The 13267-nt window shown below is 30.9% G+C and carries 10 protein-coding genes; all 10 read right to left on the bottom strand.

Going from position 1 to position 13267, the window contains the following annotated elements; translation table 11 throughout:
* Positions 1–103: 103 nt before the first annotated feature.
* Positions 104–1231: a DUF1972 domain-containing protein gene (locus KTR06_RS19780; protein WP_217290748.1), complete on the bottom strand. Its 1128-nt coding sequence runs from the start codon at positions 1229–1231 to the stop codon at positions 104–106.
* A 158-nt stretch (positions 1232–1389) separates the two neighbouring features.
* A complete protein-coding gene (locus KTR06_RS19775) occupies positions 1390–2487 on the bottom strand; it encodes a glycosyltransferase (protein ID WP_217290747.1) in 1098 nt (365 codons plus the stop codon).
* A gap of 28 nt (positions 2488–2515) precedes the next feature.
* Positions 2516–3289, bottom strand: a complete 774-nt coding sequence (locus KTR06_RS19770) for a glycosyltransferase family 2 protein (protein WP_217290746.1) — start codon at positions 3287–3289, stop codon at positions 2516–2518.
* The gene (locus KTR06_RS19765) at positions 3276–4541 is read right to left on the bottom strand and encodes an O-antigen ligase (protein WP_217290745.1); all 1266 of its coding nucleotides are present in this window, start codon (positions 4539–4541) and stop codon (positions 3276–3278) included. The genes KTR06_RS19770 and KTR06_RS19765 overlap by 14 nt, the downstream gene beginning before the upstream one ends.
* 615 nt (positions 4542–5156) lie before the next feature.
* Complete coding sequence (locus tag KTR06_RS19760) at positions 5157–6284, bottom strand: glycosyltransferase family 4 protein (protein WP_254306447.1); 1128 nt, start codon at positions 6282–6284, stop codon at positions 5157–5159.
* 231 nt (positions 6285–6515) lie between these two features.
* Positions 6516–7487: a glycosyltransferase gene (locus tag KTR06_RS19755; protein ID WP_217290743.1), complete on the bottom strand. Its 972-nt coding sequence runs from the start codon at positions 7485–7487 to the stop codon at positions 6516–6518.
* Positions 7472–8434 (bottom strand): polysaccharide pyruvyl transferase family protein, encoded by a 963-nt coding sequence (locus KTR06_RS19750; RefSeq protein ID WP_217290742.1) that lies wholly within the window; start codon positions 8432–8434, stop codon positions 7472–7474. Before KTR06_RS19750 ends, KTR06_RS19755 begins: the two co-directional genes overlap by 16 nt.
* Entirely contained in the window at positions 8424–9539 is a 1116-nt protein-coding gene (locus tag KTR06_RS19745) for a radical SAM protein (protein WP_065538949.1), read from the bottom strand. The genes KTR06_RS19750 and KTR06_RS19745 overlap by 11 nt, the downstream gene beginning before the upstream one ends.
* A 6-nt stretch (positions 9540–9545) precedes the next feature.
* Positions 9546–11882 (bottom strand): lipopolysaccharide biosynthesis protein, encoded by a 2337-nt coding sequence (locus KTR06_RS19740; protein ID WP_217290741.1) that lies wholly within the window; start codon positions 11880–11882, stop codon positions 9546–9548.
* A 144-nt stretch (positions 11883–12026) separates the two neighbouring features.
* Positions 12027–13267: undecaprenyl-phosphate glucose phosphotransferase (locus KTR06_RS19735; protein WP_217290740.1), on the bottom strand; the 1241-nt coding region annotated here is incomplete at its 5' end.

Raw genomic sequence — 13267 nt, 5'->3', positions numbered from 1 at the left:
TTTTCAACATTTATTTTATACCATACCTTTTTGGGGTTAATTCACCATACATTTATTAAAATTTCATAATTGCCCTTCAATTACTACACATTTTGCTTTATCATCATTTCTCAACAAACAATTCCATAAAATATTTTTCATGTTCATCTACTAAATGCTCCCAAGAATATTCTGTTTTTATCTCTTCCAAATTTGCAGATATAAATTTCTCTTTATCTCGTGCAACAATAATATCCATATCATTTAATAACTTGGTCACCTCTATTGCTGTATGATAATATTTGGCATTTTCTTTTAGCACTGATCGATTAAATATATTATCATTAGCTAAAATAAAACAACCTGAAGCCATAGCTTCTAAAAGTGATGGATTTGTTCCTCCTACTGAATGACCGTGAAAATATGCAAAAGAAAACTTACGTATTGAATTCAGTTTATCAAAATCATAAACACCACCAATAAAACGCACATAACTCTCTTTAGCATATTGATCCACAAGTTTTTTACCATGAGGGGTATTAGTTTTACCTACAATTATCAATGGTTTACGCCCATTTTCTTTAGAAGCCAAATACCCTTCTATAGCCATTGCGATATTATTCTCAGGTTCTAACCTCGCTACAAGCAAATAATAATCATTCAATTCTAACTTAAATTCTTTCAATACTTCCTTATTGTAATCATCATGTATATCTGCTCCATAAGCAATAAAACGACAAGTTTTATTATATTTCTCCTTATAATAATCATGAATACCCATATTATCAGCAATTAGATAATGACTGTGTTTCACAGCCTGTCTTTCTTCCCAAAAGACAAATTTCCGTATCCATTTATTAAACTTTGTACGCTTATATTCCAATCCATCCATATTCGTTATAAATATTGGACACTTAATATTCTTCACATTAAACCAAATATAAGCTGGTACAATACTAGTGTACCCTGCTTCATAAATAATATCGAACTTTTCCCGTTTCAGTGCATCTTTTAACGAAAAATAATCATAAAAGAAACTCCCAACAGAACTCCCCATCCATGTTTCAGGACTATAAATATGTTTGATACGTACTCCTTTATAAAAATCTTTTTTATAAGGGTGAAAATGAGGAGAATAAACAGTCACGATGTGACCTCTTTTTGCCAAACCTACAGAAATGTATTCAGCAAACTGCTCAAAGCCCCCATAGTTATTTGGAATACCACGAGTGCCAATAAAAGCTATTTTCATCAGAAATTTTAATATATGAAGGTAAATTGATAACTCTAAGTATACAAAACAATCTCTTTTTCTCGGAACAATATTTCGTGTAGCGAGTCCAATATGAGAGTTTCACTTCTTCTTAAATAAAAGCAGAAATAAATTTATAAAATACCATAATCATTTTTTCAAGCTCTATTTATTTCAGCATCAACCATAGTTACAAAATCGTTTATTTCTTTCTTCTGTTCATAACGTTCACAATCTGAAGTTGTATAATAATTATCTAACACTGGTCTTTTTATTATATCCTCTACTGATTGACGATATTTATTGATTGATGTAAGTCTGCCAAAACTAGGAAACTCGTCTATCATTTTACGAAAATATGGAATGTCCGTTAATAACATAACTTTCTTAAAATAACATGCCATAGCAAAAATACCGCTTTGTGAAGATTTACGATAAGGTAGTAAAACTACATCTGTATGACTATATAAATAGACCAATTCATCATCATTAATATGACGATCAAGTACCCTGTAATCTGTTGATATTCTACACAATAAACTAAAATCTATATTTTCAACATTTTTACCAGCAATTACAAGTTCGACTTTTTCCCTTACATCATGTGGTAATCTCGCAAATACATCTACAATGATATCAATACCTTTTGCATGACTTAAGTTTCCAAAAAAAAGAAATTTAATTTTACCAATACTCACAAATGCATTAGCAACATCTTTAGATAGTGACTTTTCCTCATATTTTTTCTTAAAAGAATATTTTAAATGAGGTACATATAACATTGGAACTTTTACCCCTATAGTATTCAATATATTTTTTGTACGCTCAGAATGATAAATAAAGCAACGTACATATTTAGTATAATACCAATCAAAGAAACATAAGACACGCGAAGTATCTATATATTTTAAAGCATGTGCTTCATGCATATCACACCATAATCGCCTACTAACCATACCAGGTGACATCATTAACAGATCATAAAGTTCACCATAACACATATAAATATATACTCCTCTCTTGTGAGTAATCATATGTTTCAATAACCGTAGGTAATTTTTCAAAAGCAACAACACTGATATCAGTTTATTCCTACCAAATATAAGAGAGAAAAAAGGTTTCTCTCCTTGTTCATTAAAAGTAGAAAGAATTTTTACTTGAGATCCCTTCTTTCGCAAAATATCGGCAAATGCTTCATCATAATAATGCATGCCACAGTAAGATCCAATCAAGTCAACTATGTATATTGTTTTCATTTATTATGTCAGTATCTACCATTCTTACTTAATCATTCACCTTTCTGTAGTAAATTTTTAGAATGAATTTCGGACATACACATCTAATCATTCTCTTTACTAAAAACTTTAATATTTCAAAATGTATAGAACCATGAAATACCTCTATTCTTTGTAATTCATTTAAGTGTCTTACTAAAACTTTAATATTAGGAGCAGATGAAATTCCATTTACATTATCATAAGTAGATATTGTAAACGGTAATTGATGAAAAAGATTTCCTTTTTTATATTGTTCCAAGAAAAATGCATAATCGGCAACAATAGAATAGTTTGTATCAAATTTAGTCTTTTTCATTAAATCAGTTCGAACAAAACAAGATTGATGTGAAAAACACATATGCAATGGAAGACATTCTAAAGGATATGGTCTCTTTATAATTTTAGTGAAACCATAATCTAATTCTACAGCACCATAAATAATATCTGATTTATATTCATGCTCAAACACTTGTGATAAAATTGTTTCAGAATAAAATCGATCACCACTATTCATAAAAATCAACCATTCCCCTGTCGCTCTATCAATACCCTTATTCATTGCATGATATACACCACTATCTTTTTCAGAAATCCAAAAAGAAATAGATTTTTCATATTGTCTTATTATATCAATCGTACCATCCTGACTTCCACCATCAATAATTATATATTCAATCCAAGGATATGTTTGTTTAAGTACACTTTCTATCGTATCCTCAATAACAGATACTGAATTATAAGACACTGTTATGACAGTAATTAATGGATTATCTATTCTCATAAACTGATTTTACTGATTTATTTAAAACAAATCCCATCCCTCCCCATATATAATAAACATAAGGATACTGAAATATATTAACTGATACAACGGAAACCATTAATGTAGCAATCATCAACGACGACATTATCAAATAAATCTCCGTTTTATATTGTCTCATTTTTTTTAAAAGCACAAACCATAAAAACAAATAAAAGGCACATCCTTGTATTCCTATTTCATAAGCTTGTAATAAAATAGAAGATTCTGCAATATTTCCTCCATCACCATCTATAGTTCCTGCTCCTAGACCATTTCCCCATGGCGTTGACAATAACTGCAAATAAAAATCATGAACCATATCTCCTCTTGTTGAAGCACTACTTTCTTCACCTGTTAAAGAAGCTACTACAATATTGAAAAACATTGGTTCTAAAATAAAAACAATAGCCATTATTAATACCAAAGCAAATAACATAGCAAACATAAATTTGATTACAACAACGGCTTTCCCTTTATAATAATTAAATAAAAAGAGTGTTATAAGAACAAGCGCCCAACCAGCTCTAGAAAAAGACATAAACAAACATCCAGAAACCAAGACAAGGCATAAACAAGAAGAAAATTTGTTTATAGATTTAGAAATACATGCCGAATATATCCATAGCCAAACATATGCCATATAGACACCAAACTGATTTGGAGCTCCAATAAGACCATTCATCCTCTCAATTCCCATTATCGTAAAAGATGGACTTACATAACTCAAGGCTCCATTCTTATCAATTATATAATGATTTAAAAAAAGATGCCAATCTGATTGAAAGAAAAAATAAATGACAATTCCTGATATACAAAGAATATATGTTACCCAAAGTTGTACAATAAAAAGTTTTTTTATTTGTAATGAAGTAAATTTCAAAGTTGACAAACTAAAAAATAAGCCAAAGCAATGAAGGTAAATCCTCAATGTCGAGATTGCATCTTTATCATTAGGCAGCAAAAAATAAAAGGCAAAAAGATATAATATAAAAAATAAAAAGACAATCCAATAGTAAGAAACCTGCATTTTAACTCTAAACGCCTTTTGTAGAAGAAAGAATATTGCAATATCATACCAAAAAGGAAAATAAACATCCCCACCTAGAATTGCAAAACAATGCTTTAATGTGATATGAATAGGAAATAAAATCAATAATGAAGAAAGCACTAAGTATGCACGAACTCTCCAGCAAAAGATAAAGTAAATTAGTAAAAAGTACAAAGTATACATATAGCAACTATCGATGATTAAGATTTTTTCAATCCACCTTTTAATTGTTCAAAAAAACTTTTACTCCTCCAACTTTCATCACAAAAATGCATACAATAAAATTGTGTATTTCTTGTCTCAAAATTACCTGCAGAAATCTAGGAATTATAGATCACATATTATTTGAAATAATTGTTTCTGATCCTTATCAATAAATCCATATATCATAGTTGTCACCATTCCAAAATTAATAATATCTATAAAAAGACTACTTCCTAAACATTCAACACATGATTTTACAAATATATTTCCTTTTTCGCTGCACTATATACAATCAAATCCCCCCGAGATCTTCTACTATATCATTTTTTAAGCATGCCTACCTATATTAACCCAACTCCACCCTAACGAGATATAAATTTAAAAATGATATTCTACAGAAGTATAAAGTTCTTTCGTTCTCTAACCAAGAGACATATAAACCTTTCAATAGAATTATCAATAGAATAAGAGTCATTCAAACAGTAAAGTCCCAAAGTAATTATAACTGCATATCATACTAATTTATCCATTAGACAATAGTAAAAGTCGACTTTTTTCATACAAACAAAAATGCTAAAATTGAGAACTAATAGATTAAAGATTATTTTCTTCCATTATTTTCCTAAACCTTTTTGACCAAGTAGCCCAACTCAATCTTTCGTTAAAGAGTGTTATACCTCCATTATGTAATTGAAAAAATTCACCCGATTTCAAAGTTTTTTCGATAGTATCTGCAAATTCCTTTTCTCGTGCAGTCAAAGGGAGTTTATAACCATTTACCCCATCTATAACATAATTTCCCGTCCCCCCTGTATTATAAGTAAATATAGGTAAACCAAATGCAGATGATTCACAAAAAACGATACCAGCACATTCTGCATGAGTTGGTAATAAAAGCAAATGAGAGCTCTTCATTATATCTACATATTTTTGATAATGCTCCAAATTATTTTTATCCAAAAATCCTATCATTCGAACAAAGGGAAGATTCGCATATTTTTGAGGTATTTCGGAAAGTCCCACAATAAATAAACAGGAGCTAATCCCCCTCTTATTTAACAGTTGTACAGTTTTAACTGCAACTTCCCCTCCTTTACGAATCCAATCTACACCAGAGAATAAGATATTCAAAGTCCCTTTTTCATAAGAAGCCGTATGCAAAAGATCCTTATCTTCAAGATTCGCTCCAAACTCTAGAATATAATTTCTCTGAGAATTACCACCATAATCCCTAACTACAGAATCAGCTGCCCATTGAGAAGAACGAATATTAATAAAGGAATTTTCAATCGCCCGCTTTTCATAATATTCTCCTTGAGCTAGTAACCACGAAGACAAGCCATACCAATAATAATCTATCATAATATGGAAATTTGCATCTGTATAATAAATTATTGGTTTCTCAAATTTGATAAATTCACTAATTTGTGCTCCTCCCGGAAAGAAAATATAATCACACAATCGTACCTTTTCCATATTAATGGATCTGGCACAAAGTTTTAAATAATACTTATTATGCTCTACTATAGCTTTTTTTCCAAAAAGCGTTTTTAGTAATATTTTCAAAATTATAAAATAAACCTTACTCGGTTTACAAGAAATCCAAATCACTTCATAACCTGCATTTTGAATTGCTTCTCTTATTTTATATTTTGTTCCACTCCATGCCTTTTTGTCTCGAAAAGGGTCTTCAACTGAAACGTAGCCTATTATTTTTTTCATATACAAATGTTAGCGTTCAATTTTGACATATCCTATAGGAAAATCTGCCTTGAAGCGATTTTTAGATAAATAAGCCCAAAATCAAACTAAATTTTATTATTTGTTATTACTCACACTAATACTCAAAGCTAATAAGTTTTCATAATCCCAACGACTTAACTATTTCACCGAAAAATTTCTTAAAATACTCCATATACCAATATCTACCACATATTTCCATTAACACAACTATTATTGTGAAGAAAGATTTTTTTTGATGCGGTCCTTATTCAAAGAATTCAGAACAACAGAATGAAGCCGTCTTATTGTCCAAAAATGATATCCTTTAATAACACTTGTGAAATAATAAACAGACACTATACGTTCATTCTGAAAAAGCACCAAGCATACATTTAAACAAATCTTTATAAGCGTTTTGATGTAAGATACATAGTGGTAAATAATAGATTTTTTTTCATTTATAGCAAAATCATATGCCATAAGAACAGGTGCGGATAACCCAAACCCTTTAGACATAGATACTAAATACTTACAACCCAATCTTTTTTCAGAGAGTACATGAATAAATGTCGCTTCCTCTGATGCTGCAAGCATATATTGCTTAAGCAGGATTAACTTTGTTATTTCACTATCATCACCTGCAAGTAAACGATTTCCACATCGACCTGTTAATAATAACATATAATGCGAATCATATATTTCTTTCAATAATGAAGCCCTAACACACAGCCCTGCACCATATAAATAAGTCTCACCCTTTTGTGGTCCTATAGCATATATTGGCAAATGCTTTTTTACAAAAGGATGTGGTATCCCTTGAAATTCTGCAACTCCCATTCCACCACATGCACCTAATAGTGGATTAGACTCCATCATTTCAAACATTTGCTCTATATATGTATCACATAATAAATTATCATCATCACAAAATTGAATATAAGAATATTGAGCCTCTTCCACTCCCCTTTTTCGGGCATGAACTAATCCTTGTTTGGGTTCATTAATAACTTTATGTGGTATGGATGCATTATTTAGCAATCTATTTGCAATTACATCTGTGCCATCTGTTGAAGCATTATTTACTACTATAATTTCCCAAGCAATGGAATTATTTAGCTTTTGCTTTAGTAATGCATTCAAACAACGCTCTATAATCCAAGCACTATTATAACAACAAACAATTACACTTACTCCTTTGGACATATTTTTTTTGATATAAATTCCACGTTATCTAAATCAAAGAGCCATGTATCGAAAAATGAACTATTCTTTCCATAAGAATTATCAAAGAAAAAGAAAGGTTTATTTAGCAGAATTGACAAAATTGCTACATGCAATCTTGTTGTGTATATATTTTTGTATTGAGAAACAAATTCTACTCCCTGAGCAATAACTCTATTCCTATAATAATAAAAAGCAAATATATCTCCTATTGGAAAATTTGTTTTTATTTGAATACTCACCAACTTATATAAAAGCCGTAAAAGCAATGATTTCTTTTCCATAGAAGGCCAATCCCTTACCTCAACCCACCTTTCTCCCTTAATATATTCATTAAAATCCCAATCTACTATTTCCTTGTCTTTCCGCTTTAATAACAAAGCTTTATCACGTACCTTACCAACAAAACGATGAATATACTGCAAATCAATATAAAAAGCCATATCTGGAATTAGTAGTATCTGATTAGAGGTATTCATTTTCAACAAATCATAGCTACGTTTATCTCTCACACATATTGTTAACCTACTATGATCTGATAAAAGAGCACATTCTTTTTTTAAAATGAAATCATCTGTATAAAATACTGTTTGTGGAAGAATTACAATTTTATTTTGAGGATATTTTTCTATTATTTTCAAACGAAAAGCTTGATGTTCTATCCATATATCACCAAAATTCCCTCCTCCTTGTAAAAGAATAATAACATTAGAATCTAATATCCCAAAATCAAAAGTGTCTATTGAAGCCCTCTTCAAACATTTATGAGAAAGAGTTCTTAAAAAATTTTCCGTTCCTTCCCATATTAAAACATCTCCAACATTATCATAATATGGAAGTCCCAATAAAACATAGTCATTATCAATAACAGGAATTAATGCCTTTGCAATTTCTGTTCTTAGCTTATTTATCTTTTCGTTAAAATCCATGCTTTACCTTAAATAGAATTCGTTTAACAAAGTTTTTAGCATCAGACTTTATTCTTAAAATACGAATCAATCTATTGACCTTCATTTTTTCTACTTCAGTATATTCCTTATTTGATTCGTATAATTTTGTATTCATAAAAGCCTTCATTTTAGGCTGTAGCCATTCAGTTCCATAAATCGTTATACGATTTCTCAGTTCACCATACGTAGGAGTCCTCAATTCTGGAATGTCGCCAAGAGCTAAAAAAGCATGTCCGTTATAACAATGATACTGATTACAATTATTTCCAACAGGAATGAATTTTATTGGCTTAGTTATATCCTTATATATATTTTGTTTAAAATAAGAACAATAACATTGAGAAGCTTCTCCTGTTCCTATATTCACACTTAAAGACCAATCACCAGCATAACAAAATTCTTTTCTTTTCACTCCAAAAATAGACATCTTATAATCAAAAAACTCGGAATTGAACACTCCCCAAGTTTTCTGATATTCATTACGAGACATTTTTGTTAGAATTGGTAATTTTTCTATTTTACAGCGTTCATCACGAGCAACAGTAACATGATTTAGCGCACCCAAATATTTCAATGCTTCCTCTTTCATTTCATTTATATAAGGAACTAATTCATCAGATGGTGTGGCCTCAAGTGTAAATGAACACCCTACATCACGCATTTTACAAACATTCCTAAAAAAGATATGTAATAGATTCCTTTTTTTTAATTCCAAATAATGATATGAAAATTTGAAAAACAAACGTTCTCTTAACTCTTTTGGAAATTGAGCGATCTCATCAAAACGTTTTGAACACGTTGCATTAGTCACAATCATTACATAATGCCCTTCCTCTAATAATGCTTTTGTATACCCAACTACCTCAGCAGGCAATAAAGTCTCCCCTCCTCCACATAAATTAATCAAGCATGTACCTCCTAATCTGTCTTTTGATAATGCTTTACGAATAAATGCTGCATCATATCTGAATTTGGGTAATTTTGTATCAAAAAGACGTTGGTGGGTAATGTAACAATAATGACATCTTAACGTACAACTCGTTACAGGAACATATCCATCAATGAAACGCTTAATCCTTTCCATAAATATTTAGTTTATATAAATAGCTCCATTCGTTAGTTCTAAAAACTTATCTATTTTATAATTATTCAACAAATCATTAAATAACCATTCATGAGTAAACACAACAATAGTATCTTTCTGTACTAAATTGTTCATCCATTCAAGATTCAAGAATGCGTAGTCTGATATTTTCTCAAATCTCAAATCTGTTTTGCAATAAACCAAGCCATTTTTGTGGATTGTATCTGAATTTAGTCTATCAACTTCCAAAGAAGTACAATCATAACTTAACCGAGAATCATCTGCTGTCAACAAAACCTTAGTACTTGGTTTTAACAAGTTCAAAAGCTGCCTATCACCTTGAAAACCATGTAATCGAACTATATGAGCAACACTTTTATTACCTGCAAATTTTGTTATACTAGTACACACGTTATTGTAAGATTTCTCAAATTCTTCCAAAGATTGCATATTCATAGATGCGGTACTGGCATGAAAGGCAAACTTTAACCAGTCGCTATTTTCTTGAAATTCTTTCTTAAATTTATCAGTTACATGGTCTATTCTGAATTTGTCATTTTTCTCATAAACATAGAGTGTAAACTTACTTCCATATTTTTTATGTTTTTCTCTCAAATATGCAAAGAATGAATTTTCAAACAAACTATTGTATTCATTCTCATGTACAGTTATGTCGTCAAGGCATTGCCACACATCATCATACGAGAAATGAATATTTACATTCTTTACATTTAAAGCCTGCTTTCCATTATCGTGTGACATCAAACTTATACAGAAATACACAAAAAACAAAAGAGATAATATTTTCAAGAATTTGATTATAACACTAAATTTGAACCTACGAGTATTTTCAATAATAGCTATCTTTTCCTCATTGGAAAGCCCTACAAGATAAACAACCGTAAGAGATATAATAATAGAAACTAAACAAATACAAAGTAGGCATAATATTGTAGGAGGGAATATTATTTTCAAATATAATGGAATAATCAAACTAATTCCAAATGTAATGAAACACCTTAGAATTACATTTTTACTATATTCCAAAGCAGTTATACCAATATAAATATAAAGAAAATATAAACGACAAAACATAGCTATTAAACTTAAAACTATAATAGCTATAAAAGCTGCTCCCGGTGAATATCCCAAAGCATATAGAGCGTATGAAATGGGAAAAGAAATTATTTGTATAAGACTTATTATAATTTGATAATTACGAATCCTACCAGTAGCTTGAATTGCGGCTCCCATCGTATATACAAAACACTCAACTAAAGATACAACAATGACTAATTGAGTTAAATAGACCGAATACTCTGGTATCTGTTTAAGCCACAATAGCAATATTTCGTGACAATATATTAATATTGGTATCGATATAAGCATGAGTAAGAAAAAAGACACCTTCCCGCCTACAAACAACAAAAATCTTACCCTAACATTATCTCCACTTGAATACGATTTTATTATTTGTGGATTCAAAGCTATTGTAAAATTATTCGTAAAATTCATCACACACCTATTTACTTGTTGTGCAATTGCATTAGCTGCATTTACTGTAGGTCCAAAAAAAATGTTCATCAGTATATTTAGCCCTTGATCTTTTAACAAAGAAGCAAAAGAACCAAATATACTCCAAAAAGAGAAACCAAGCATCTGTCTTAACGCTGGTTTATCAGGATGTAAGCAAACAACACATTCCTTAAATAACTTCTTACAATAAAAAAAATAGAACATAAACATTAGAAATGTAATTACCCAATTACAAATACCTAATGTTATTAACTTATCAAATGGCGCTTTCAATATAACATAAGCAATTGCTAATTTTAATATAGCATCAGAAAGACCTAAGTATGCATAAATCTTCATCCGCTCATGTGCAATTATCAATGAATTGAAAGGTACTTGAATAATAGTCAAAAAAGAAGAAAAAATGGCACATTGAAAAATTATATTACAGGCCAATATTCTATTAGATGGAATAACAAGTTTATAATTTATCAAGTACAAACCAATACTTTCTCCTAAAAGCACAACAATCATAGCAAAAGCACTATGAATAAACAAAGCTGTTGAAAAGATAGCCTGTAACTTCTTAGTATTTGAATTTCCCAATTCAAAAGTGAGAAACCTCGATGTTGATACAGCTAAAGAACCATTAATAAAACTAAATAAAACAATAGTACCTGAGATTATATTATTCAAGCCATAATCTACCGCACCTAATGCATTTAATATTATACGTGATGTAAATAATGTCACTAACATTGTTAACATCATACGTATATATAAAAAAACTGTATTTTTAGCTATAACCTTATTTTGATTTTGTGCCACAATAACCTTTATATAACTAACAAATTACTATCTCTCTAGTATATGTTCTATTTCGATTAGACTTTCGTTACTCAATCAACACTTAGATATATATTTTTCAGTTCTTTCACTAATTCTATATATAGCAAATCAATACAATCCACTCTAATACGCATTTTTCTCCCCCACAATCACATTCGCCACCGTCTTATAAATGATATATATGTCAAGCAGCATTGTCCAATGCTCCATATACCAAATATCAGCCTTTACGCGTTCCTCCATCTGTAAAAGCTCCCTCGTTTCACCACGGAAACCATGCGTTTGAGCCCAACCGGTCACCCCAGGTTTTATAAAGTGCCGCACCATATACTTATCAATCAACCGGGCATAAGTCTCCGTATGAGCCAACATGTGAGGACGGGGACCTACTATCGACATATCACCCTTAAAGACATTGATAAACTGGGGAAGTTCGTCAATATTAGAACGACGAAGAAAATTTCCAAATTTTGTTTTACGAGGGTCATCAGCTGTAGCCTGTTTGCTGTCAGCTTCATCATTCACTTTCATAGAACGGAATTTGTAACACACAAAATCCACACCATTCAACCCCGTACGCATTTGCTTAAAAAATACAGGACCGGGAGAAGTCAACTTTATGATACTTCCAACTATGAAATAAACAAAAGGAAAAACAGTAACTAGAAAAAGACCGGAGAAAACAACATCGAATAGCCGTTTCAACATACGATTCTCCATCTTACCCAAAGGTTCATAACGCAAATTCAAAATAGGCATATTGCCAACCATACTGTGCCAGATACGACGAGGAAAACCTTTGCAAACATTAGGAACACCATGAAAATAAAGCAAGTGGTTCTCACAATAATTCATGATAGAGAAATTATAACGCCCCTCCTCCATCGACAGAGAACAAAAAACATGCTTGATTCCCGGATGTATAGACATAAAATCCGAAAAACCGTCGGGATTACCCAAATAGGAACATTGGGAGGAAAAGGCTTCATTCGGTTTTATGTCAAAATACCCCACAACCTCATACAGCGAAGACGCCAAAGAATTCTCCATCTCCTCATACAAAACCTGCATATTATTACCCCCTCCTATAAAGACAGCATAACGTCTATGCTTGCCCTTAGCACAATAGGCTATTAAAAACTCACGGATTATGATACGGTAAATGCTTAAAACCACAAAGAGGAAAGAGAAATAAGCGACAAAGAAAAGAGGAGAATAGATAGAGATTCCACTAAAAGTCATGATACATGCCCAAAAGATGAAAAAAGCTATAATATTCTTCAACACGCGCAATACAAGTTGGTCGGGACGAATTCCCCGACTATCCCAAACCCTCCCACGAGAACCGGAACAGGCCAGATAAC

The organism is Bacteroides sp. MSK.20.12 (assembly GCF_019052435.1).
In the GTDB taxonomy this organism is placed as follows: domain Bacteria; phylum Bacteroidota; class Bacteroidia; order Bacteroidales; family Bacteroidaceae; genus Bacteroides; species Bacteroides xylanisolvens.
This window is presented reverse-complemented; position numbering and strand designations above follow the sequence as displayed.

Bases quoted from the DNA above. Each gene is read 5' to 3' on its own strand.
- KTR06_RS19780 (WP_217290748.1), bottom strand. From the start codon at position 1,231: ATGAAAATAGCTTTTATTGGCACTCGTGGTATTCCAAATAACTATGGG.
- KTR06_RS19775 (WP_217290747.1), bottom strand. From the start codon at position 2,487: ATGAAAACAATATACATAGTTGACTTGATTGGATCTTACTGTGGCATG.
- KTR06_RS19770 (WP_217290746.1), bottom strand. From the start codon at position 3,289: ATGAGAATAGATAATCCATTAATTACTGTCATAACAGTGTCTTATAAT.
- KTR06_RS19765 (WP_217290745.1), bottom strand. From the start codon at position 4,541: ATGTATACTTTGTACTTTTTACTAATTTACTTTATCTTTTGCTGGAGA.
- KTR06_RS19760 (WP_254306447.1), bottom strand. From the start codon at position 6,284: ATGAAAAAAATAATAGGCTACGTTTCAGTTGAAGACCCTTTTCGAGAC.
- KTR06_RS19755 (WP_217290743.1), bottom strand. From the start codon at position 7,487: ATGTCCAAAGGAGTAAGTGTAATTGTTTGTTGTTATAATAGTGCTTGG.
- KTR06_RS19750 (WP_217290742.1), bottom strand. From the start codon at position 8,434: ATGGATTTTAACGAAAAGATAAATAAGCTAAGAACAGAAATTGCAAAG.
- KTR06_RS19745 (WP_065538949.1), bottom strand. From the start codon at position 9,539: ATGGAAAGGATTAAGCGTTTCATTGATGGATATGTTCCTGTAACGAGT.